Source organism: Nonomuraea sp. NPDC047529, from assembly GCF_040642995.1.
In the GTDB taxonomy this organism is placed as follows: domain Bacteria; phylum Actinomycetota; class Actinomycetes; order Streptosporangiales; family Streptosporangiaceae; genus Nonomuraea.
The window spans coordinates 139877-162817 of the sequence record NZ_JBEYTJ010000025.1; the positions used below are offsets into that span (position 1 = coordinate 139877).

Genomic DNA, 22941 nt, shown 5'->3' on the forward strand with positions numbered 1-22941 from the left:
GGCGTCCCAGGAGGGGGGTGCGAGGGCAGGAGGGCGTTCGTGGGTATCGGTGGGGTGGGCGGGTGAGGGCGGGGACGCCTTGATCGGCCTTACGTGATCATGAAACAATTCTCCGGCAGGTGCATTCGTCCGGCCGTTGGGGGGCGTCGCCCATGAGCTGCGTACCGTGCGGGTGGCCCTAGGGTGCCCGGCGAGGAGCTGGACGAGGCGTTCAGGCTCGGCCGCACCTGCGCCCTGGCCGCCGAGTGCGGCAGGGATCTGCGGCGCTGCGCCCAGCTGTACGACGGCCTGTTCCCCGGCGCGGCCTTCGACGCCGAGTTCTACCAGGCCCTGACCCTGGCCACCGCCTTCAGCGCCCCCTGGGCCGGCGCGGGCGGGCTGAGGGCGGTCAACCGGAGCGCCCTGTGGGTGCTGGCCGTCGACCGCCTGGTGGACCACGCCGCCACCACCCGCGAGCAGGTCGACCGGCTGACGGGCGAGTGCCTGGCGGTCGCCGGCGGCGCGGTGCCGCGCTCGCCGGTCACCCGCTTCCTGGCCGACCTGCGTGACGAGCTGGCCACCGCCGAGGGGTTCGGCGTGGCCCAGCGGCTCTGGCGCGACCAGCTGGCCAGGACGCTGTCCGGGATGGTCAGGGCCTGGGTGTGGCGGGACACGCGGGCGGTGCCCACGCTGGAGCGCTACCTCGACAACGCCGACAGCCGCGGCTCCTGCTTCGTGGACCTGTCCCACTGGATCTACACCGGCGACGGCTGGACCACGGGTCACCTGGACGAGCTGTGGGCGGTCAGCCGCCGGGTCCAGCGCTACCTGCACCTGCTCGGCGACCTCGCCTCCTACCGCAGGGACCTGAGCTGGGGGGACCTCAACGCGCTCGCGCTCGGGGTCGCCGGCGGCGAGGTCGCCGACGCGATGGCCGGCCTGGCCCGCGAGGCGGGCGGCCTGATCGAGACGCTGCGCGGATGCAGCCCGCGTACGGCCGCCTACCTGCGCCGACGGATCGGCTTCAATGCCGGCTTCACCGGTATTTCGGACTTCGACCCCGCTACCTAACGATCCCGTCGAATAAGCTGACAAGTCCCTTGACCGCCGCGCAAGGCGCAGGCGATTTATAGGACTAGCGGCGATAAATCGTGACATTTTGTTCCTTGTAAAAGTTTGTACCTTGAGTGGAAAATGTGGCGTTGCTAGGGTGGCTCGATGCCAGGCACGTCGAACGGCCTTCACCACACGTCTTGACAGATGACACTGACCAAGCGCGAAGGCCGCACGTGCGCGGGACCTGTACGGGCGGTGCTGGATGGAATTCGGTCGCGTCGACCGTTGGCGGCTGCCGACCGCGATCAAGATCTTGATCGCGGGCGGATTCGGCGCGGGCAAGACCACCATGGTGGGCGCCGTCTCCGAGACCCGCCCGCTGCGCACGGAGGAGGCGCTCACCCACGTCGGCACGCACGTCGACGACCTGTCGGGCGTCGAGCGCAAGCTCACCACGACCGTCGCGATGGACTTCGGCCGCATCACCATCCGCGACGACTACATGCTCTACCTGTTCGGCACCCCGGGCCAGGAACGTTTCTGGTTCGTGTGGGACGAGCTGGCCATGGGCGCGCTGGGCGCCGTGGTGCTGGCCGACACCCGCCGCCTGGCCGACTGCTTCCCGGCGGTCGACTACTTCGAGAAGCGCGAGCAGCCGTTCATCATCGCGCTCAACTGCTTCGACGGCACCAGGCCCTTCACCGTCGGCGAGGTGCGCTCGGCCATCGGGCTGGAGCCGGACGTCCCCATCGTGCTGTGCGACGCCCGCAGGCGCGACTCCGGCCGCCAGGTGCTCATCACCCTGGTCGAGCACGCGATGAACCGAGGGGTCGCTCCCGTCGGGACCATGTCGTGACCATCACCGGCTACCTTTGACCGATGGAGGAGATCGACCGCCGGATCGTCACGCTGCTCGCCCACGACGGCCGCATGAGTTTCACCGACCTGGCCAGGGAGACCGGGCTCTCCGTCTCCGCGGTCCACCAGCGCGTACGCCGCCTGGAGAAGCGCGGGGTCGTCCGCGGCTACGCCGCCGTCATCGACCACGACGCGATCGGGCTGTCGCTGACCGCGTTCGTCTCGATCAAGCCGATCGACCCCGCCGCGCCGGACGACGCCCCCGAGCGGCTGGCCCACCTGAGCGCCATCGAGGCCTGCCACAGCGTCGCCGGCGACGAGAGCTACATCCTCAAGGTGCGCGTGGCCTCCCCGGTGGCGCTGGAGGACCTGCTGCAGCAGATCCGCGCCTCGGCCAACGTCTCCACCCGCACCACCGTGGTCCTGAGCACGCCCTACGAGCACCGCGCCCCCGTCGTCGCCTCCGACGTCACCCCGGCCGAGCCCGACCAGAACGCCTCCGGCTGACCAGTCCGCCGCCTCAGCGGGTGACCGGGAGCTCGAAGTGGGCGCGCAGGCGTCTCAGCGCGAACTCCGGGGCGCCCAGGTGCTCCAGCCCCAGCAGCGCCGCCCCCGCCACCGGCGGCAGGTCCGCCACGACCAGCTCGGCCTGCGGCGCCCTGGCCGCGAACCCCGACTCCAGCAGCGGCGTCAGCAGCGGGTCCCGGGCCGTGAGCAGGCCGCCGCCGAGCACCACCTCGACCGGCGTCTCCAGCAGGCCGAGCCGTCGCAGGCACACCTCGGCCATCACGGTGACCTCCTCGGCCTGCCGTTCGACCAGCGACCGGGCGAGCGCGTCCCCGGCCGCGGCGAGGGCCAGCACGCCGGGGGCCAGCTCGTGCAGCCGTCCCTCGTCCACCCGTCCGAAGTGCAGGCCGAGCACCAGCTCCTCGACGGTCGCGGTGCCGAAGTGGGACGTGACCAGGTCCGTCAGGGCCGTCGGCGTGCCACGGCCGTCCTCGGCGCGCACGGCGTGCCACAGCGCGTCCTCGGCCACGCCCTGGCCGCCGCCCCAGTCGCCGCTGATGCGGCCGAGCGAGGGGAAGCGGGCGACCTGCCCGGTGGGGGAGACGCCGATCGCGTTGATGCCCGCGCCGCACACCACCGCCACCCCCCACGGGGCCGACGTGCCGGCCCGCAGCAGCGCGAAGGTGTCGTTGCGCACCACCACGTCGCCGAACCCGCGCGCGGTGAACTCGGCGGCCAGCGCCTCCTCCTCCACCGGGAAGTCGGCCCCGGCCAGGCAGGCCGAGACGTGGTCGAACGCCGTGACCGGCAGGCCGCAGCGGGCCGCCGCCTCGGCCACCACGTCCACGGCCGCCGCCACGCCCGCGCTCTGCGGCTCGAAGGGGCCCGCGCGGCCGGTCGCGACCACCTCGCCGTCGTCCGCGACCACCGCCACGTCGGTCTTGCTGTTGCCGCCGTCGACGGCCAGGAGCAGGCGGGGGCGGGCCACTAGCCCACCGTCCAGGGCAGGTGCTCCCGGTTGGCCTCCAGCAGCAGGCCGGTCAGCTGCTCGGCGGCGTCGTCCTGGCCGATCAGCGGGTGCGCCAGCAGGGCGTCGCGCACGCGGTCGGCGCCGCCCCGGCGGGCCGCGTCAAGGGCCAGGGTCTCGTACGCCGACACGTGCGCGATCAGCCCCGCGTACAGGGGCTCGACGGGCGGCACCGGCAGCGGCGCGGCTCCGGACGCGGTGATCGCGGCGGGCACCTCGATGACCGCGTCGTCGTCCAGGAAGGGCAGGGTGCCCTGGTTGCGCACGTTGACGACCTGGGCGTCGCCCCGGTCGCCGAGCAGCGAGGCGATCAGCGCCACCGCCGACTCCGAGTAGAACGCGCCGCCCCGCTGGTCCAGCAGCTCCGGCTTGGTCACCACCGACGGGTCGCCGTACATCTCCAGCAGCCGCGTCTCCATCGCCGCCACCTCGGCCGCCCGCGACGGCTTGGCGCGCTGCTCGCGCACCACCGCGTCGTGGGCGTAGAAGTAGCGCAGGTAGTAGGACGGGATGACGCCCAGCCGCCGGATCAGCTCCACCCGCAGCCCGAGCGCCTCGGCGATCTCCTCGCCGGCCCGGTCGATGATCTCGGGCAGCACGTCCCGGCCGTCGAGATGGACCGAACGCTCCCAGCTCAGGTGGTTCAGCCCGACGTGGCCGAGCGAGAGGCGGCCGGGGTCGACGCCCAGTCCGGCGGCGAAGCGGCGCTGGAACCCGATGGCGACGTTGCACAGGCCGATGGCCCGGTGGCCGGCGTCCAGCAGCGCCCTGGTGACGATGCCGACCGGGTTGGTGAAGTCGATGATCCAGGCGTCGGGGGCCTCCCGGCGTACGGTCTCGGCCAGCTCCAGCACGACCGGGACCGTGCGCAGCGCCTTGGCCAGGCCGCCCGCGCCGGTCGTCTCCTGGCCCACGCAGCCGCACTCCAGCGGCAGCGTCTCGTCCACGTTCCTGGCCGCCTGCCCGCCCACCCGGAGCTGGAACAGCACGACCTGGGCCCCCGCGACCCCCTCGGCCACCGAGGAGGTGGCCAGCACGCGCGCCGGATGCCCGGCGTGCGCCAGCATGCGCCGCGACATCCCCGACACCAGCTCAAGACGGGACGGATCCGGATCGATGAGGGCGATCTCCGTCACGGGCAGCTCGTCACGCAGCCGCGCGAACCCGTCGATCAGCTCCGGCGTGTACGTCGAGCCGCCCCCGACCACGGCGAGTTTCAACCCTTCACTCCTGTCAAGGTCACGCCCTCGATGAACACTCTCTGGGCGAAGAAGAACACGATGATCACCGGCGCGGTCACCAGCAGGGTGGCGGCCATGGTGAGGTTCCACTGGACGCTGTGGAACGCCTTGAACGTGGCCAGGCCGAGCGAGAGCGTCCAGCCCTCCTGCTCGACGCCGGCGTACAGCAGCGGCCCGTAGTAGTCGTTCCAGCAGTAGAAGAACTGGAACAGGGCGACGGCGGCCACGGCCGGCCGGGCCATCGGCAGGATCACCCGGACCAGCGTCCTGAAGTCCGAGCACCCGTCCACCTTCGCCGCGTCGATGTACTCGCGCGGGATCGTGATCAGGAACTGGCGGAGCAGGAAGATCGAGAACGCGTCGCCGAACAACATCGGCAGGATCAGCGGCCACAGGCTGTCGGTCAGCCCCAGCCGGGCCCACACCAGGTAGATCGGCACCGCGATGACCTGCGGCGGCAGCATCATCGCGGTGATCACCAGGAGGAAGGCCGCCCGCCGCCCCCGGAAGCGGAAGCGGGCCAGGGCGTAGGCCACCGGGACGGAGGACAGCAGCGTGAACACCGTGCCGAGGCCGGCGTACAGCAGCGTGTTGATCCCCCAGCGCAGCAGCTTCGACTTCTCGAACACCACCACGAAGTTGTCGAAGTTCCACGTGCGCGGCCACAGGTCGCCGGTCAGCGCCTGCTCGTCGGTCATCAGCGCGGTCAGCGTCAGGAACACCACCGGCGCCAGGAACATCAGGGCCAGCACGATCGCCACCGCGTGCGTGGCGATCCACACCAGCGTGCGCCGCCGCCGGGCCCTGACCCCCTGCCGCCGCGCGGGCGCCGCGGGCGGGGCGGGGGCGGTCATGGTCGCGCTCATATCGCCTCCTCGGCCCGGCGGAACTGCCGCAGCAGGATCAACGTGAAGATCATGGACGTGGCGAACAGCAGCAGCGCCAGCACGCACGCGTAGCCCATCGTCCAGTCGCGGAAGCCGGACTGGAAGAGCCACTGCGGCAGGGTCAGCAGCGACTCGTCCGGGTAGCCGGGGGTGAAGGTCGAGCCGGGGGAGTCGGTCGCGCCCGAGGCCACCCGGGAGGCGATCATCGCCTGAGTGAAGTACTGCAGCGCGTAGATGACGTTGGTGACCAGGGCGAACATCAGCACCGGCGCGATCGTCGGCAGCGTCACGCTGCGGAACTGCCGCCAGGCCCCGGCGCCGTCGATGGCGGCGGCCTCGTACAGGTGCCTGGGGACGTCCAGCAGCGCCGCCATGAAGATCACGGCGAGCTGGCCGCAGCTCCACAGCGACAGCAGCGTCAGGCTCGGCTTGGACCAGGCCGGGTCGCCGAACCAGTCGGGGCCGTGGATCCCGAACAGGGCCAGGAACTTGTTCCACGGCCCGGTGGCCGGGTTCATCAGGAAGACGAACGTGATCGTCCCGGCCGCCAGCGGGACCAGCGACGGCAGGTAGAAGATCGTCCGCAGGACGCCGACCCCGGCCTTGAGCCTGACCACGAGCTGGGCCAGGGCCAGGGAGAACAGCACGGTGGCCGGCACCATGATCGCCACCAGCCACAGCGTGTTCTTCGCCGACATCGCCACCCGCGGGTCGTGCAGCAGGTACGCGTAGTTGTCCAGCCCGATGAACTCCGGCGTGCTGGTCATGTCGTAGCGGTAGAAGGAGAAGTACACCGTGGACAGCAGCGGATAGACGAAGAAGATGGACACTCCGGCGATCCACGGCGACAGCCACAGCAGGGCGCGCAGGCCCTCGCCGCGCCGCCACCTCGACGGCGCGGCGTGGGGGGCGGCATGGGGGGCGGCGTGGGGGGAGGAGACCATCGCCGATCAGCCCCCGGACAGCTTCAGCTTGTCGTCGATCTGCTTGTCCACGCCCTTGAGCCCGGCGTCCAGGTCGGTGACCGCGCCCTTCTCCCACTTGACGACGAAGGTCGCCAGCGCCTCCTGGTTGAAGACGCTGTTGACGCTCGGCGGCAGCGTCGAGGTCTTGGGGTGGGCGAAGACGTCGAGGAAGGTGGCGAAGTTCGCGTCCTTGGCCAGGTCGGGCGATTCCATCGCGGCCTTGGTCGTGGGCACGTTGCGCAGGGCGTTGGAGAGCGTCACCAGCGAGCTGGTGTCGGTGGTCAGGTACTTGACCAGCTCCCACGCCTGCTGGGGGTTCTTGGCGCCCTTGGGGACGCCGATGACGGTGCCGGCGGTGAAGCCGCTGCCGTACAGGTCGGGCTTGTCGTCGGCGACCGGCAGGGGAGCGGTGGCGTAGTCGAGCTTCTTGGCGTCGTTGGCGATCATGGCGTTGCGCCACTCGCCGTCCAGGACCATGGCGATCTTGCCCTTGTAGAACGGGTGGTCGGCGCTCCACTCGTCGCCCAGGCTCTTGCGGAACTTCTCCAGCTTGTCGTAGCCGTACCAGTCGATGAGGTCCTTCTGCCAGCGCAGCAGGGCCTTCCAGGCCGGGTCGGTGCCGATGGCCGAGGTGCCGTCGACGTTGTACCAGGTGGCGCCGACCATGGGGGCCAGATGGCTGGGGCTGTTCTCGTAGTACTGCGTGCTGGGGACGAACCCGGCCACCTTGATGTCGCCGTTCGCGTCCCGGACGGTCAGCTTCTTGGCCAGGTCGGCCAGCTCGGTCAGCGTCCTGGGCGGCTGGTTGCCCTTCATCAGGGCCTTGTTGTAGTAGAGGCCGTACGCGTCGGCCAGCAGCGGCAGCGTGCACTGCCGGCCGCCGAAGCCCGTGTAGGAACGTGCCACCTCGGGCAGCACCGACAGGTCGATGCCGTCCTGCTTGATCACCGGGGTGAGGTCCTGGAACGATCCCGACCTGCACCATTGGGCGACATTGTCCGTCGTGAACGAGGCCGCCACGTCCGGCGCGTTTCCGCCCCGGATGGCCTGCGTGATCTGGTCGTCCTGGACGCCCTTGGTGGCCTTGACGGTGATCTGCGGGAACTTGGCCTGGAACCCGGCGATGGCCTCCTCGAACGCCTTGACCTCGGCGTCGGTGGAGAATCCGTGCCAGAGCTGGATCGTGGCCGCCGGGAGGGCCGCGGAGGCCGAACCCGAGGGCCTGGGCTGGGAGCCGAGCGAGGGCCCGGCCTCCCTGCCGGCGGTGCAGGCGGTGAGCGCGAGGATCGCGACGGCCGCCAGGGGGACGAAGCGCACGGGGGGTGCCTCCTGCCGCTGGGGGGATCATGAAGTGAGGGTGGAACGGGAAGAGATGGCTCACGAAGGGACGGTCGAGCTGAAGACCTCGTCGCGCACGGTGTCCAGGGCCAGGTCGAGCGCGCCGGCCAGCACCGGGTTGCCCTCCACGTGCGACAGCCGCACGACCGGGCGCGGGATGGTGAGCGCGTGCAGCTCGTGCTCGACCAGCTCGCGCAGCGTCTCGCCGCCCGACAGCACGACGCCGCCGGTCAGCACGATCAGCCCGGGATCGATGACGGACGTGACGGCCGCCAGGCCCACCGCCAGGCGGGCGGCGATGTCACGCAGCCCCGCCTTGGCGTCGTCGGCCTTCTGCCCCGAGCCCTCCGCCACGCGGACCGCCTTGGCGATGGCCTGGCGGAAGTCGGTGCCGTGCACGCCGTAGGAGCGCAGCAGCCGCAGCACGGCCGGGCCGCCGGTCAGCGCCTGGTAGCCGTGGTTGGCGTAGCGGCCGGCCTCGCGGGCCGTCGGCGCGCCCGGCGTCGGCATGTAGCCGACCTCGCCCGCGCCGCCGGTCGCGCCCCTGTGCATGCGCCCGCCGAGCACGATGGCCGAGCCGATGCCCTCGTCGGCCCACAGCAGCACGAAGTCGGAATGCCCGCGCGCCGCGCCGTGCGCCTGCTCGGCCAGGGCCACGAGGTTGACGTTGTTCTCCACGTCCACGGCCACGCCGAGACCCGCGCTGAGGGTGGGCACCAGGTCGTCGATCTGCCAGCCGGGCACGTCCTTGGCGGCGGCGTAGCCGAGCCGGCCGGTGGCCGGGTCGATCGCCGCCTGCACGCCGATCACGACCCGGCGCAGCTTGTCCGGCGGGTTCGCGCCGGCCAGCGCCGCACCCAGGCGGTCGACCAGCTCGCCGCCCGGCCGCCGGGGCGTCGGCAGCGTGTACGAGCCCACGACCGTGCCGGTGATGTCGGCGACGCGGGCCTCGATGCGGTCGGGGGTGACGTCGAGCGCGCCCACGTAGGCGGCCGCCGGGTTGATCCGGTAGACCTCGGCGGTACGGCCCGGCAGGCCCTCCCTGATGCCGTCCAGCACGACCAGCCCGGCCTCCTGCAGGCGCGACAGGAGCTGGGAGGCGGTGGGCTTGGACAGGCCCGTCAGGGCGCCCAGCTCCGGACGGGTCAGCGACCCGCGCTCAAGAAGCGCCCGCAGGGCCGCGCGGTCGTTGATCGCGCGCAGCAGGCTGGGCGTTCCCGGAACCGGACCGGTCATCAGGTGGACTCCTTCGTCGAAGTTAGGAAACTTTCCTAACTCCGGAACATAGGGAGTTCTCCCGTGCTGGTCAAGAGGGCGAAACCAAGCCGTGACCCGGGAAGGGGAAGGGAAGATGGGAGTGCCTCGACAGGCATGCTAATGTCATCGTTTGTCGCAACAACAAGCAGAATGGCCCGGAGTGTCCCATTAACCACAATAATGGTCAGGCGGCAACTCGTCAAACGGAGCTCGCCAAGGAGCAGTCGTACGTCACCGGTCTCTACGACCGCCTCGACGAGCTGCGCGAGCGCACCCAGCGCCGGCTCAAGGAGGTGCTGGCCACGGGTGCCGTCGGCACGATGCAGAACAGATCCGAGCGCGACTCCTTCGCCGACATGTACGCCGGCCGCCTGGCCCGGCTCTGGGCGGTGGAGCGCGGCCTGGTTTTCGGCCGGCTCGACCACGTCGACGAGGGGCGCCTCTACATCGGCAAGCTCGGCCTCACCGACGACGAGCAGCGCCGCCTGCTCATCGACTGGCGGGCGCCGGTCGCGCAGCCGTTCTACCGCGCCACCCCCGCCGCGCCCATGGGCCTGACCAGACGCCGTCACCTGCAGACCAGGGAACGCAGCGTCATCGGCGTCGACGACGACCTGCTCGACCTCGACGCGCTCACCGACGACGACCGCGCCACCCTCAACGGCGAGGCCGCGCTGCTGGCCGCCCTCGACGAGCGCCGTACCGGCCGCATGCGCGACATCGTCGCCACCATCCAGGCCGAGCAGGACCGCGTCATCCGCGGCGACCTCAACGGCGTCCTGGTCGTGCAGGGCGGCCCCGGCACGGGCAAGACCGTGGTGGCCCTCCACCGGGCCGCCTACCTGCTCTACACCCACAGGGAGCGGCTGGAGCGCCGAGGCGTGCTCATCCTCGGCCCCAACCTCACCTTCCTGCGCTACATCGAGCAGGTCCTGCCCTCGCTCGGCGAGACCGACGTGCTGCTGTCCACCGTGGGGGAGCTGTACCCGGGCGTGACCGCCACCCGGCGCGACCGTCCGGAGGTGGCCGCGGTCAAGGGCGACGCGCGGATGGCCGGGGTGATCGAGCGCGCGGTGCGCGACCGGCAGAAGGTGCCGCGCAAGCCCATCGAGCTGACGGTGGGCCGGCTGACGCTCACCGTCGACCGCAACATGCTCGACGCCGCCAGGAACAAGGCCGTGCGCTCGCGCCGCCCGCACAACCAGGCGCGCGCGGTGTTCGTCAGATCGCTGCTGAACGCGCTGGCCAGGCAGCAGGCCCGCAAGATCGGCAAGGGGCTCGTCGACGACGACGAGCTGGCCGACCTGCGCGAGGAACTGCGCACCGAGCCGGTGGTCAAGGCGGCCCTGAACCGGCTGTGGCCGTACCTGACGCCCCAGCGGCTGCTGCTCGGCCTGTACGGGTCGCCCGAGCGGCTGGAGGCGGCGGGGGGCGCCCTCAGCCCCGCGGAGAGGGCGTTGCTGCGCCGCGAGTCGGCCGAGTGGACCGACGCCGACGTCCCGCTCCTGGACGAGGCCGCCGAACTGCTCGGCGACATCGACGAGCACGTGCTGCGCGCCTCGGCGATGCAGGCCGAGGAGGAGCTGGCCGCGGCCCGCCAGGCCGAGGAGCACCAGCGCGAGGCCGAGCTGGCCTACGCCCGCGAGGTGCTGGAGCTGACCGGCCTGTCCGACGTCATGGAGGCCGAGCGCCTGGCCGAGCGCCAGCGCGGCGACGGCCCCTACCTCACCACCGCCGAACGCGCCGCCGCCGACCGCACCTGGGCCTACGGGCACGTGATCGTGGACGAGGCCCAGGAGCTGTCGCCGATGGCGTGGCGTGCGGTCATGCGGCGCTGTCCGACGCGGTCGATGACGATCGTCGGCGACATCGCCCAGACCGGCTCGGCGGCGGGGGCGCGGTCGTGGGCGCAGGTGCTGGACCCGTACGTGGCCGGGCGCTGGCGTCAGGAGCGGCTGACGGTCAACTACCGCACGCCCGTGGAGCTCATGGAGGTGGCCGCGCGGGTGCTGGCCACCATCGACCCGGCCCTGGAGGCGCCGGCCTCCGTGCGCGAGCTCGGCGCGCGGCCGTGGGCGGCGCCGCTGGCCGCGCTGGACGGGCTGGCCGAGGCGGAGGTCGAGCAGGGCGGCAAGGTCGCCGTGGTCGTGCCCGACGCGCTGCTGGACACCATCGGCGCGCGGCTGGTAGCGGCCGTGGACGGCGCCGCGGTGGTCACGCCCGGCGCCGGACGCGCCGCCGGTGCGGCCGCCCTGGACGCGCCTCTGGCGGTGATGGGCGTGGCCGACGCCAAGGGCCTGGAGTTCGACTCGGTGATCGTGGCCGAGCCGGACCTCATCGCCGCCCAGTCGCCACGCGGCCCGAGCGACCTGTACGTCGCTCTGACCCGGTCCACGCAGCGGCTGGGCGTCGTCCACGAAGGCCCGCTGTCGGAGGCTCTGTCGGGGCTGCCGGGCAGGCCCTCGACGTCGGCAAATGGGCTTTGACCCGCTTTAGGATGGCAGGCCGAACATGCCCCACCTGCGGAAACTTGATGTTCCCGCTGATCGGGACACGGTTGACATCTGAGGTGGAGTCGGTAGTTTGCTGCGCAGTCCAGCACGGGACTTGGCCGGTCGGCCGTCTCTGACATCGTCGGATCCTGCGTCCGTGACGGAGCGTGACTTCGTCCACACAGCCAGGTGCAGGGCCGTCGGTCCGTCGAGTCGGGGCACCCCGACCGGTTGGGGGGTTGGACCCGGGACGGGTCCGGGAGCCCAGTAGACAACGGAATTCCGCGCTCGCCGCCGACGAGACGGGTCCGGTCCGAAGGGTTTCCGGGCCCTCTTCCCGCTCTCGTGCGCTGGATCGCGGATCGCGCCGGGTGATCCCGTCCCGAACGGGATCACCCAGCCGGCCGCCCGACCGCCTGCGAGCGGCTGTTTTCGATCTCGGTGTGCGCCGCTGGCTTGAGCGCGGCCCCGGGGCGGTAGCGTTTTCGCAAGCAGGCGTGCGATTTTGCGAGGAGACCCGGCGTGGTTCAGGACAAGACGAGCCTTCCGCCCGTCCCCGGGCGCGAACCGGCTCCCGAGGCGAACGCCTCCGACACCGCTCCGGAAGACACCGCGCCGGAGAGCACCGCGCCGGAGAGCACCGCGCCGGAGGGCGCCGCTCCCGAGAGCACCGCGCCGGAAGGGGGCGCTGACACCGGCCCCTCCGCGGACAAGGGCGTGCCCGCCAAGGGCGAGAGCCGGTGGGTCCTGGCCGCGCGCGTCGTGGCCGTGGTCGCCGGCGGGCTGCTGCTCTACACCGCCTTCCCGCCGCTCGACTGGTGGCTGTGCGCCCCCGTCGGCATCGGCCTGATCGTCGCCGCCCTCCACCGCGCCCGTCCCCGCCGGGCCGCGTGGCTGGGCTACCTGGGCGCCGCCGTGTTCCTGTTCCCCACCCTCGCCTGGGTGCGCACGATCGGCGACGACGTCTGGGTCATGCTGGTGGCCACCGAGAGCGTGTTCTACGCCGTCATGGCCGCCCTGGCGGCGCTGGTGTTCCGGCTGCGCCTGTGGCCGCTGTGGTTCGGCGCGCTGTGGGTGATGATGGAGTGGGCCCGCAGCCTGGTGCCCGTCGGCGGCTTCCCGTGGGCGCGGGTGGCCTTCAGCCAGGGCGAGTCCCTGTTCACCTCCTACGCCGCGCTGGGCGGCGCGCCGCTGGTGTCCTTCGCCGTCGCCCTGTGCGGCGCGCTGCTGGCCCACGCCGTCCTGGTGCGCCCCGCGGCCGCCCTGCGCAGGGCCGTCCCGGTGGCCCTGGCGCTGGCCGTGCCGCTGCTCACGCTCGTCCTGCCGAGGCCGGGCGACGAGGGCCGCTCGATCAACGTGGGCATCGTGCAGGGCAACGTCCCGGGGCGCGGCATGCACCCGCTCGGCGACGAGCCGGCCGTCGTCCTGCGCAACCACGCCGAGCAGACCAAGCGCCTGGCCGACGCCGTGCGCGCCGGCACCCTGCCCAGGCCCGACCTCGTCGTCCTGCCCGAGAACTCCACCGACATCGACCCCTACACCAGCGCCTTCGCCCGCCAGGTCATCGACGAGTCGGTCAGGTACGTCGGCGTCCCCACCCTGGTCGGCGCCGTCGTGGCCATCGGCGACGAGAACCGGGCCACGCGCAGCCTGGTGTGGGACCCGGTGACCGGTCCCGGCGCCTACTACGACAAGCAGCACCTGGTGCCGTTCGGGGAGTACACGCCGTTCAAGGAGATCGTGCTGGCGCTGTGGGAGCGGGCCAACCTGGTCGGCAGGCAGTCGGTCGCGGGCACGAAGCCGGGCGACCTGAAGCTCGGCCCGGTCACGATCGGCGCGGTCAACTGCTACGAGGTCGCCTACGACGACACCGTGCGCGGCACCGTGCGCGCCGGCGGCACCCCGCTGGTGGTGCAGACCAACAACGCCAGCTACGCGCTGTCCAACCTGCCGCCGCAGCAGCTCGCGATGTCCAAGCTGCGCGCCGTCGAGCACAACAGGGCCGTCGTGACCGCCGCCACGACTGGGATCTCCGCATATGTCACGCCTGACGGTAAAGTCTCCTGGCAGACCCGTGAACTTGTCCCCGACATGAACGTGGTCACGGTGCCCGTACGCACCCAGGAAACGATCGCCACAAAGGTGGGCGAGCTTCCTGAATGGGCATTGATGTTGATGGGAGCGGTGGCTGTCGGAGTCGCCGCACTGCGCGGCAGGCGAGGCGACCGAATGGGGAACGGCTCATGATGGAGACTCTCGGCCGGGTGCTCGTCGTCGTCCCGACCTACAACGAGCGCGACAACCTGCCCGCGATCGTCGAGCGCGTCCGCGCCGCCCTGCCGGACGCCCACGTGCTGGTGGCCGACGACAACAGCCCCGACGGCACCGGCGAGGTCGCCGACGGCCTGGCCGAGGCCGACGAGCACGTCCACGTGCTCCACCGGCCGGGCAAGCAGGGGCTGGGCGCGGCCTACATCGCCGGGTTCCGCTGGGGGCTGGGCGAGGGCTACGACGTGCTGGTCGAGATGGACGCCGACGGCTCCCACCAGCCCGAGGAGCTGCCCAAGCTGCTGCAGGCGCTGGCCGACGGCGCCGACCTGGCGATCGGCTCCCGCTACGTGCCCGGCGGCAAGGTGGTCAACTGGCCGCACCGGCGCGAGCTGCTGTCCAAGGGCGCCAACGTCTACACCCGCGTGATGCTCGGCCTGCCGGTGCGCGACGCCACCGCCGGATTCCGCGCCTACCGGGCCTCCACGCTGGAGAAGGTGGGTCTGTCCGGGGTCGAGTCGCAGGGCTACTGCTTCCAGGTCGACCTCACGCTCCGCACGTCCAGGCACGGGCTGCGGGTGGTGGAGGTGCCGATCACGTTCGTCGAGCGCACGGTCGGCAAGAGCAAGATGAACGGCAAGGTCATGTCCGAGGCGTTGTGGCGCATCGGCATGTGGGGCGTCACCGGCCTGCCCCGCCGCCTGCGCCGCACGCGCGGCTGACCGGCACCGGGATCCGCGTCCAGGAACGCGGGCGGCCCGCCGGACGTTGTTCCTGATGTACGTGTACGCGGAATCGAGGAAACGATGCGGCTGCTGCTGTTCCTGGCCTTGCTGGGCGTCCCGGTGCTGGAGGTCTGGCTGCTGATCCAGGTCGGATCGATGATCGGCGGCTGGCCGACCGTGGGCCTGCTCGTCGCCGGCACCCTGCTGGGCGCCTGGCTGGTGCGCCGCGAGGGCCGCCGGGCCTGGCGGCGGCTGCAGGCGGCCCTGTCGGAGGGCCGGGTGCCCGACCGCGAGCTGGCCGACGGCGGCCTGGTGCTGGCCGGCGGCGTGCTGCTGATGATCCCGGGCTTCTTCACCGACCTCGTCGGCTTCGTCTTCGTGCTGCCGTTCACCCGGCCGCTGATGCGGCGGCTGTCGTCGTGGTTCTTCGACCGGCGGGTCAAGCGGATGGCGGCGGCCTCGCCGTACGCGAACCTGTTCCCGTCGTCGCCCGGCGTGGACCGGGCTCCGCAGGGCGGCAGGGTCGTGCACGGCGAGGTCATCCGCGACGACCAGGACGCCTGACCCTGCGCTACCAGCGCCGGTAGACCTCCTCGGCCCAGCCGTACAGGCCGTCGACCGTCACGCTCTCGCCGTCGTCGGCGACGACCGTGCCGCGGTAGTGGCCGAACGCCTGGGCCTCCTGGCTGCGCATGTAGAACGCGCGCCGCACGTCGGCCTCACGCACGTGCTCGGGCACGAACTCCAGGTCGACGCGGTCGCCGACGATGTGCCAGGGCGCGCGCCAGTCGGAGGTGTCGTACCGCCAGACCAGCTCCTCGCTGATCTTGTGCAGGCGGCCGTCGAGGATGAGGCCGTTCTCCACGCTGCCGGTGCCGTCGGTCCACTTGCCGCCGATCTGCAGGGCGACGTCGCGGCCGCCGGGCTGTCCGGCGGCGGCGCCCCAGTTCCAGCGGATGTCGCCGGGCCAGCGCCCGCGCCCGAGGTCGAGCGTGGCGAGGGCGTCGGCGGGGTCGAACTCGTGGGTCACCCCGTTGACGCGGACGGTGCCCTCGGCGGGCCGGCCGACGTCCTTGACCGTGTACTGGAAGCGGCGACGGCTCCAGGGCACCACGACCGACAGGCTCTCGCGGCCCGGAACCCGCCGCACGAGCACGTCGGCGGTGATCTCGGCGGACTTCAGCCGCAGCCGGGTGCCGTCGGCGGTCTCGTCGACGCTGATGCGCACCGGCCCGGCGCCGATGCGCACGCTGCCCTCGCCGCCGCGCTCGGAGAAGGACACGCCCCTGGCCGGGACGAGCAGCCCCCGGCTGGAGACCTGTTCGCCGGTGCGCCGGTCGAGGAAGAACGCCGACTCGCCGGCCAGGTAGTCGAGGCTGCTGGCGCTGAAGGCGAACACGTGCCCGGGGCTGGTGACGCACCAGTAGTCCCAGCGCATGGTGCGGCCCCAGCCGCGGATGTTGGCGCGGTGGAGCGGGGTGCGGCTCCAGCCGACCGCGGCCGGGTTGAGCCGGCCGTCGGGCAGGCACAGGTCGACCCGGCGGGTGATCTCGCGCTCGGCGACCGCGCGCGGGCTCGTCTTCATCGTGCTCTCCGTCATCGTCCCAGCCCCACGCTGAGGTACTTGTACTCCAGGTAGTCGGCCACCCCGTGGTGGCCGCCCTCGCGTCCGTAGCCGCTGCTCTTGATGCCGCCGAAGGGCGCCTGCGGCGGCGCCAGCGGGCCGCCGTTCACGGTGACCATGCCGAACTGCAGCTCCTCGGCCACCCGCAGGGTCCTGGTCAGGTCGTTGGTCCACACGTACGCGGTCAGCCCGTACGGGGTGGCGTTGGCGCGTTCGACGACCTTGTGGCAGTCGTCGAACTCCAGCACCGGCGCGACCGGCCCGAACGTCTCCTCGCGGCAGACCAGCATGTCCTCGCTCACCCCGCCCAGCACGGTCGCCGGGTAGTACGTGCCCGCCCCCTCGGGACGGCTCCCGCCGGTCAGGACGGCCGCGCCGCGGGCGACGGCGTCCTCGACGTGCCTGGCGACCTTGGCCACGGCCGCCTCGTCGATGAGCGGGCCCAGCTCGGCCGCCCGCGCCTGGCGTACCAGCTCGGCGGTGAAGTCGGCGGCCAGCGAGGAGTGGACGAAGATGCGGTTGGGCGAGGTGCAGGCCTGCCCGGCGTTGAGGAACTTGCTGCGGGCCACCGCGCGGGCGGCGGCGACCGGGTCGGCGTCGGGGAAGACCAGCACGGGCGCGTGCCCGCCCAGCTCGACGCTGAGCCGCTTGACGTCGTGGGCGCTCTGCCTGATCAGCTCGCGGCCGACCTCGGTGGAGCCGGTGAAGGACACCTTGCGCACCCGCGGGTCGCCCATCACGGCCTGGCCGAACCCGGCCGGGCGGGACGTGGTGACCAGGTTGAACACGCCCGGCGGCAGCCCGGCCGCGACGAACGCCTCGGCCACCGCGATCGCCGAGAGCGGCGTCTGCTCGGCCGGCTTCAGCACGACCGTGCACCCGGCGGCCAGCGCCGGGCCGAGCTTGCGGGTGATCATCGAGACCGGGAAGTTCCACGGGGTGATGCCGGCCACCACGCCGACCGGCTCGGGCAGCAGCCAGATGCGGTTGCCCTCGTGCGCGCCGGGCACGGTCTCGCCGTACAGACGGCGGGTCTCCTCGGCGGCCCACAGCAGGTGGTCGGCGCCCGAGAGCACCTCGCCGGTCGCCTCGGCGAGCGGCTTGCCCTGCTCGGCCGTCATGATCGCGGCGATCTGATCGGCCCGCTCGGTCAGCTCGCGCGCGGCGGCCCGCATGAGGTCGGCGCGCTCGTGCGCGGGCATGGCCCGCCACCCGGGCAGCGCGGCCGCGGCGGCGTCGATCGCCTGCGTGGCCAGCTCGGGACCGCAGTCGGCGACCTGCGCCAGCGGCTCGCCGGTGGCGGGCGAGCGGACGGTGAAGGTCTGGTCGGCCTCCTGCCATGCGGCTCCGACGAGAGCCTTGCGGATGTCAGCCATGTGTCTCCTGGATTCCTTCGATGAGCGCCTTCATGGCGGCCATCTCATGTGCGTGTTGCAGCTTGCCCGCCAGCGGGATGTCGCCCGCCACCAGGGCGTTCCTGATGGCGATGTGCTCGGCGTGCGACTTGGGCAGCCGCCAGGGCACCAGGCGGAAGCCGCGCTGGGCGGTCTCCGTACGGGACCACAGGCTCTGCAGCATGCGGTGGGTGAGCTTGCTGTGCTCGGTGTCGCACAGCAGGGAGTGGAAGCGCCGGTTGAGGCGGGCGAAGGCGGCGACGTCCTCGCGGGCGACGGCGGTCTCGCACTCGGCGAGCACCGCGTCGACCTCGGCCAGCCGCGCGCCCTCCAGCGGCACGCCGCCCAGCTCCAGCGCCAGCGCGGTGAGCGCGGCCCGGACGCTGTAGAGCTCGCGCACGTTGGCCACCGTGAGCTCGGCGACCACGGCGCCGACGTGCGGCCGCTCGACCAGCCAGTCCTCCGAGCACAGCTGCTTGATCGCCTCGCGCACGGGCGTCTCGCTGATGCCCACGGCCTCGGCCACCACCCGGGTGGTGATCTTCGTGCCGGGAGGCGCCTCGCCGCTCATGATCAGATGTTTGATGTGCTCCGCCGCCAGATCCGCCTTGGTGCGGAAGGGGGAACGCGATTCGGCCATGGTTGAGGAGCCCTTCAGACCCGCTGGACGGTGAGCGGCTCGATCGCCGCGTGGTCCAGCTCTACACCGATTCCGGGCCCCGTCGGAACGGCGACGAGACCGCGGGAGTCGGGCAGCAGCGGTTCGGTCAGCATGGCGTGGAACACCTCCGGGACGATCACCGGCGGATCGTAGGGGTACTCCAGCCAGTCGCAGTTCGGCAGGGAGGCGCAAAGCTGCAGGTTGCCCGCCACGCCCAGCCCGGTGGCCCAGGCGTGCGGGATGACCTTGCGCTGCCGGGCGGCGGCCATGGCGCCGAAGTCGCGCAGTGCGCCGATCTCCTCGCTCTCGTTCGCGTCGGGCTGAAAGATGTCGAAGCAACCATCCTCCAGCATGCGCACGAGCTGGCCGATGCCCCGGTTGTGCTCGCAGCCCGCGATCGGGATCGGCGAGGCCGCCGTCAGCTCGCACAGGGCGCGGTAGTCGTGCCGGGGCAGCGGCTCCTCCAGCCACGCCACACCGAGTCCGGCCAGTTCCCTGGCCGTGGTGAGGGCGCGCTCGAAGTCCCAGATCAGACGGGTGCCGTCGGGGGCGTAGCGCCACCGGGCGGCCGCCTGGTTGGCGTCCACCATGATCGCGACGTCGGGGCCGACCGCCTCGCGCACGGCGGCGACCTGCCGCACGTCCTCGGCGACGGTGGCCGCGTGCACCCGCAGCTTGATCCCCTGGAAGCCCCGCTCGACGGCGGCCAGGGCGTCCTCGGCCCGCTGGGCCGGGTCGCGGAGCTCGCCGAAGCTCGCGTACGCGCGGACAGCTCCCGAGTGTCCGCCCCAGAGCTTGTACAGCGGCTGCCCGCAGGCCTTGCCGACGGCGTCCCACACGGCGACGCCGACGACCCACGGCCGGGGGAAGACGTACTCGGCCACGTACCGCAGCCGGTTGGCGACGTGCGTGGTGTCGAAGGCGTCCAGGCCGACGAGCTGCGGGCGGATCCAGCCGTGGATCGCCTCCAGCAGCATCGGCCCGGTGCCGTGCCCCATGTCGCCGCCGGACACGCCGACGATGCCCTCGTCGGTCTCGACCTCGACGATGACCGCCGACATCGCCCGGTGCGCGCCCTCCGGGGCCCACGACGGCACGAACGGCCTGGGGTAGGGCAGTTCGATGACCCGCGCGCGGACGTCTGTGATCCTCATCGGCTCCTCACCCCTTGGTCGCGCCGTCCGCGAGACCCTTGATCAGGTACTTCTGCACCAGCAGCGCGAAGACCACCACGGGCAGCACGGTCAGCACGCCGACCGCGGCCAGCGGCCCCCACATCCCGCCCTTCTCGGTGTCGGCCGCGATCCCGGCGATGGCGACGGGGATGGTGACCGCCCGGTCGTTGGTGAGGATCAGCGCGAACAGCAGCTCCTCCCAGGCCAGGATGATGCAGAAGATCAACGTCGAGACCAGCCCGGTCAGGCTCGTCGGCACGATGATGCGGAAGAACGCGCCGAAGCGCGAGCAGCCGTCGATCATCGCCGCCTCCTCCAGCTCCTTGGGCAGCCCGCGGAAGAAGGCCCGCATCAGCCACACCACGTACGGCACCAGGAAGGTCACGTACGCCAGGATCACGGTGATGTACTGGTCGGTCAGCCCGAGCTTCCTGGCCACCAGGAACAGCGGCACCACCAGCGCGATCGGCGGCACCGCGCGGGAGGCCAGGATGAGCCCGCCCACCACGCCCGCGCCGCGCATCCGCAGCCGCGACAGCGCGTACCCGGCCATCGAGCCGGCGACCATGGAGATGGCCGAGGCGCCCGCCGCCACGATGACCGTGTTGATCATGCGGGGCAGGATGCGCGCCTGCTGGAAGTAGCTGACGTAGTTGTCGAGGGTGAACTCGCTCAGCCACCGCGGCGGCACCGTGAAGATGTCCCTGGGCAGCTTGAACGAGATCGAGACCATGTAGAGCACGGGGAACAGGAAGGCCAGCGTCACCAGGACGGCCCCGGTGACGGCCGCGTACCGTCTCACCATCGGTTCTCCAGACGCCGGGTCACGCGGAACAGGACAAAAGTGATCAGCATGGTCAGGACCAGCACGATCGTCGCCATCGAGGAGGCCGAGCCGAACTCCAGGCTCCGGAACCCCTTCTCGTAGATGTAGAGGTTGATGACGTTGGTCGAGTTGCCCGGCCCGCCCCTGGTGGCCGCCAGCGCGATGTCGAACATCTTGACCGCGCCCAGCCAGCGCACCACGAACGCGGCGGCCATCACCGGCACCAGCAGCGGCAGCGTGATGCGCCGCAGGATCGCCCAGCGGCCGGCGCCGTCGGACCTGGCGGCCTCGTACACGTCGCCGGGCAGGGCCATGATCCCGGCCGAGGCGATGAGCACCACGAACGGCGTCCACCGCCAGGTGTCGATGACGATCAGGCTGACCATGGCCAGCGTCGGGTCGCCGATCCACTCCACCGGCCCGACGCCGACCAGGCCGAGGGTGTAGTTGACCACGCCCCACAGTGGGTCGAGCAACATCCGCCACACGCCGCCGGCGACCACCGGGGCCACCACCATCGGGATGAGGAACAGGGCGCGCAGCACGCCCCGCCCCCGCCAGGCGACATTGAGCAGGAACGCGATGGCGAACCCGAGCACCATCTGCAGCGGCAGCGCGATCACCAGGTAGACCCCGGTGACCTTGAGCGAGTCCAGGAAGCCCGGATCGTGCAGCACGGCCTCGTAGTTGCGCCAGCCGACCCATCCGGACGGCTGGAAGGAGGCCAGGTCGAAGTCGGACACGCTGACCCAGGCCGTGTACAGGACCGGGTAGAGCAGCATGCCCGCCAGCAGGAGCAGGGCGGGGGCGAGGAAGAGCCAGGCCGTGCCCGGCTCTCCCAGTCGGGCACGCCTCACTGGTTGTAGCCCTTGGACTTCAGCAGGTCGGTGACCTCCTTGGCGGCCTGGTCGATCGCCTGCTGCGCGGTGGCCTGACCGGACATGGCCCGGCTGGTCTGCAGCGCCAGGATCTGCTGCACGGCGTCGGACTCGGGCAGCCTGGGCCGCCACATCTCACCCTTGGAGACGACGTCGTAGCCGTCCTTGAGCGCCTTGTAGACCGGGCCGGCCCACTCCGCCGGCGGCGTGCCGTCGAGGCTGGAGTTGCGGGCGGGGAAGGTGCCGAACGCCTTGCCGGTGAACTGCTCGCCCTCCTTGGAGGTCACCCACTGCAGCCACGTCCAGGCGGCGGCCGGGTGCGTGGACTTCTTGGAGATGCCCGCCGTCCAGATGCCGCGGTGGGCGCCGGGGGCGGCCGACCCGGCGGGCAGGGTGGTGATGCCCACCTGCTCGGGGGTCAGGGTGGTGGTCTCCTTGTCCACGGCGGTGCCCTTGAAGACGCTGCCCCACATGAACATGGTGGCCGTCTTGCCCTGCCGGAAGGCCTCCAGCGGCTCGTTGAACTGGTACGTGCTGGCGCCGGGCGGCGCGTACTTGAGCAGGTCCACCTGCGTCTGCAGGGCCTTGACGCCGGCGGGGGTGCCGAAGGCGACCTTCGTCCCGTCGAGGATCTTGCCGCCGTCGGAGTTGAGCACGGTCTGCCACACCGTGGGGGTGAGCGGGTCCTTGGTGAAGTACGTGCCCACGGCCCAGGAGTCGGTCTTGCCGTCGCCGTCGGTGTCCTGGACGAGCTTGGGGGCGTCCTTGAAGTACTGCTCCCAGGTCGTCTGCGCGGTCGGCTCGGCCACCCCGGCCTTCTTGTACAGCGCCTTGTTGTAGAACATCAGCAGCAGGTTCGAGCGCACGGGCACGGCGTACTGCTTGCCCTCCCACTCCCCGGCGGCCAGCGGCGAGGCGTTGAAGTCGGCCCAGTCGTAGCCGGGATCGTTCCACTTGGCCAGCTCAGGGCCCTTGAGGTCGTACAGGGCGCCGGTCTTGGCGAGCTGCGGCAGCCAGGGGTCGTCGGCGAGCACCACGTCGTAGGTGGCGGTGGTGCCGGTCAGCTCCAGCATCGTCTTGGGGAGCTGGTCGTTGTAGGGCGCGCCGTCGACGGTGACCTTGATGTTGGGGTACTTCTTGGTGAACTCCGGCACGAGCTTGTCCTGCCACTGCTTGGCGAACGCGTCGTTGGCGATCACGCGGATCGACACCGGGGCCTGCGCCGTGCCGAGGCCGCCGCCGTCGGCCGCGACCTCCTCCGACGGCGAGCCGCAGGCGGCGACGCTGAGCGCGAGCACGGCCGCGGCCGTGACGAGCCGGGTGTTGTTCAACACTTGTGTCCTCCCGGAGGGGAATGGGGGATTTCAGGCGGAGGGGGCGACGGCGAGCTTGACGACGTCCCGGCCGTCCAGCGGGTGGCCCGAGCCCAGGGCTTCGAGCGCCTCGCGGACCCGGCCGAGCGGCACGCGGTGGCTGACCACGCGCTCGAAGGGGCTGCCGCCGCGTTCCAGGATCGTCAGCGCCTGGTGGTAGCGGCGCTGCATGTCGGGGCCGGCGCCGTAGACGCCGGCGATCGTGAGGTCCCGCTTCAGCAGGTCGCTGTACGGGTTGAAGGGGACGGCGCCGCGGTCGGTGAAGTTGCCCAGCTCGGCCAGCACGCCGCCGTCGGCGACCAGACCGAGCGCCTCGGTGAACGCCTCGGGCGAGCCCGCCGTGCCGATGACGGCGTCGGCGCCCTCGCGTCCCAGCGCGTCGAAGACCGCCCGGCGGCGCGCGGCGGGTT

21 protein-coding genes are annotated in these 22941 nt (G+C 71.9%); 7 read left to right on the forward strand and 14 right to left on the reverse strand.

From position 1 onward, the window contains the following. Positions 1-183 precede the first annotated feature (183 nt). The 3 genes from ABZ815_RS33075 to ABZ815_RS33085 all read left to right on the forward strand — a co-directional run bounded on the left by ABZ815_RS33075 (position 184) and on the right by ABZ815_RS33085 (position 2400). Positions 184-1050, forward strand: a complete 867-nt coding sequence (locus ABZ815_RS33075) for a terpene synthase family protein (RefSeq protein ID WP_357704893.1) — start codon at positions 184-186, stop codon at positions 1048-1050. 247 nt (positions 1051-1297) lie between these two features. Then, positions 1298-1891 (forward strand): ATP/GTP-binding protein, encoded by a 594-nt coding sequence (locus ABZ815_RS33080; RefSeq protein ID WP_357704895.1) that lies wholly within the window; start codon positions 1298-1300, stop codon positions 1889-1891. A 23-nt stretch (positions 1892-1914) separates the two neighbouring features. Continuing rightward, positions 1915-2400: an Lrp/AsnC family transcriptional regulator gene (locus ABZ815_RS33085; protein WP_357704897.1), complete on the forward strand. Its 486-nt coding sequence runs from the start codon at positions 1915-1917 to the stop codon at positions 2398-2400. A gap of 13 nt (positions 2401-2413) precedes the next feature. On the opposite strand, the gene ABZ815_RS33090 is transcribed toward ABZ815_RS33085, so the two are convergent. From ABZ815_RS33090 to ABZ815_RS33115, 6 genes are read right to left on the reverse strand one after another with little or no spacing between them, the layout of a single operon-like run. After that, positions 2414-3388, reverse strand: a complete 975-nt coding sequence (locus ABZ815_RS33090; RefSeq protein WP_357704899.1) for a BadF/BadG/BcrA/BcrD ATPase family protein — start codon at positions 3386-3388, stop codon at positions 2414-2416. Further along, positions 3388-4647, reverse strand: a complete 1260-nt coding sequence (locus ABZ815_RS33095; protein ID WP_357704901.1) for a 6-phospho-beta-glucosidase — start codon at positions 4645-4647, stop codon at positions 3388-3390. Before ABZ815_RS33095 ends, ABZ815_RS33090 begins: the two co-directional genes overlap by 1 nt. Next, positions 4644-5534: a carbohydrate ABC transporter permease gene (locus tag ABZ815_RS33100; RefSeq protein ID WP_357704903.1), complete on the reverse strand. Its 891-nt coding sequence runs from the start codon at positions 5532-5534 to the stop codon at positions 4644-4646. The genes ABZ815_RS33095 and ABZ815_RS33100 overlap by 4 nt, the downstream gene beginning before the upstream one ends. After that, positions 5531-6499 carry a sugar ABC transporter permease gene (locus ABZ815_RS33105; RefSeq protein WP_357704905.1) on the reverse strand — a complete coding sequence of 323 codons (969 nt, stop codon included), beginning with the start codon at positions 6497-6499 and terminating at the stop codon, positions 5531-5533. The genes ABZ815_RS33100 and ABZ815_RS33105 overlap by 4 nt, the downstream gene beginning before the upstream one ends. Before the next feature lie 6 nt (positions 6500-6505). Beyond that, positions 6506-7837, reverse strand: a complete 1332-nt coding sequence (locus tag ABZ815_RS33110) for an ABC transporter substrate-binding protein (protein WP_357704907.1) — start codon at positions 7835-7837, stop codon at positions 6506-6508. 60 nt (positions 7838-7897) lie between these two features. Beyond that, positions 7898-9094 carry an ROK family transcriptional regulator gene (locus ABZ815_RS33115; RefSeq protein WP_357704910.1) on the reverse strand — a complete coding sequence of 399 codons (1197 nt, stop codon included), beginning with the start codon at positions 9092-9094 and terminating at the stop codon, positions 7898-7900. 341 nt (positions 9095-9435) lie between these two features. Here ABZ815_RS33115 and ABZ815_RS33120 point away from each other — a divergent pair, with 341 nt between their 5' ends. From ABZ815_RS33120 to ABZ815_RS33135, 4 genes are all read left to right on the forward strand, one after another. Next, positions 9436-11601 carry an ATP-binding domain-containing protein gene (locus ABZ815_RS33120; RefSeq protein ID WP_357704912.1) on the forward strand — a complete coding sequence of 722 codons (2166 nt, stop codon included), beginning with the start codon at positions 9436-9438 and terminating at the stop codon, positions 11599-11601. A 528-nt stretch (positions 11602-12129) separates the two neighbouring features. Beyond that, a complete protein-coding gene (gene lnt, locus ABZ815_RS33125) occupies positions 12130-13854 on the forward strand; it encodes an apolipoprotein N-acyltransferase (protein WP_357704914.1) in 1725 nt (574 codons plus the stop codon). After that, positions 13851-14597, forward strand: a complete 747-nt coding sequence (locus ABZ815_RS33130) for a polyprenol monophosphomannose synthase (RefSeq protein WP_357704917.1) — start codon at positions 13851-13853, stop codon at positions 14595-14597. The genes lnt and ABZ815_RS33130 overlap by 4 nt, the downstream gene beginning before the upstream one ends. An 84-nt stretch (positions 14598-14681) precedes the next feature. After that, positions 14682-15164 carry an FxsA family protein gene (locus ABZ815_RS33135; protein WP_357704919.1) on the forward strand — a complete coding sequence of 161 codons (483 nt, stop codon included), beginning with the start codon at positions 14682-14684 and terminating at the stop codon, positions 15162-15164. Positions 15165-15171: 7 nt separating this feature from the next. Here the strand turns inward: ABZ815_RS33135 and ABZ815_RS33140 are convergent, their stop codons facing one another. From ABZ815_RS33140 to ABZ815_RS33175, 8 genes are all read right to left on the reverse strand, one after another. Further along, positions 15172-16185 (reverse strand): DUF2804 domain-containing protein, encoded by a 1014-nt coding sequence (locus tag ABZ815_RS33140; RefSeq protein WP_357704922.1) that lies wholly within the window; start codon positions 16183-16185, stop codon positions 15172-15174. 11 nt (positions 16186-16196) lie between these two features. Continuing rightward, entirely contained in the window at positions 16197-17600 is a 1404-nt protein-coding gene (locus ABZ815_RS33145) for an NAD-dependent succinate-semialdehyde dehydrogenase (protein WP_357704925.1), read from the reverse strand. Beyond that, positions 17593-18258 carry a GntR family transcriptional regulator gene (locus ABZ815_RS33150; RefSeq protein WP_125637421.1) on the reverse strand — a complete coding sequence of 222 codons (666 nt, stop codon included), beginning with the start codon at positions 18256-18258 and terminating at the stop codon, positions 17593-17595. Before ABZ815_RS33150 ends, ABZ815_RS33145 begins: the two co-directional genes overlap by 8 nt. 14 nt (positions 18259-18272) lie before the next feature. Further along, on the reverse strand, positions 18273-19433 hold the full coding sequence (locus tag ABZ815_RS33155; protein WP_357704928.1) for a mandelate racemase/muconate lactonizing enzyme family protein: 1161 nt from the start codon (positions 19431-19433) through the stop codon (positions 18273-18275). A gap of 7 nt (positions 19434-19440) precedes the next feature. Next, positions 19441-20259 (reverse strand): carbohydrate ABC transporter permease, encoded by an 819-nt coding sequence (locus ABZ815_RS33160; protein WP_357704931.1) that lies wholly within the window; start codon positions 20257-20259, stop codon positions 19441-19443. Further along, on the reverse strand, positions 20253-21137 hold the full coding sequence (locus tag ABZ815_RS33165; RefSeq protein ID WP_357704933.1) for a sugar ABC transporter permease: 885 nt from the start codon (positions 21135-21137) through the stop codon (positions 20253-20255). The genes ABZ815_RS33160 and ABZ815_RS33165 overlap by 7 nt, the downstream gene beginning before the upstream one ends. Beyond that, positions 21134-22492: a sugar ABC transporter substrate-binding protein gene (locus ABZ815_RS33170; protein ID WP_357704935.1), complete on the reverse strand. Its 1359-nt coding sequence runs from the start codon at positions 22490-22492 to the stop codon at positions 21134-21136. The genes ABZ815_RS33165 and ABZ815_RS33170 overlap by 4 nt, the downstream gene beginning before the upstream one ends. 30 nt (positions 22493-22522) lie before the next feature. Next, on the reverse strand, positions 22523-22941 hold a 419-nt coding region (locus ABZ815_RS33175), incomplete at its 5' end, for a zinc-binding dehydrogenase (RefSeq protein WP_357704937.1).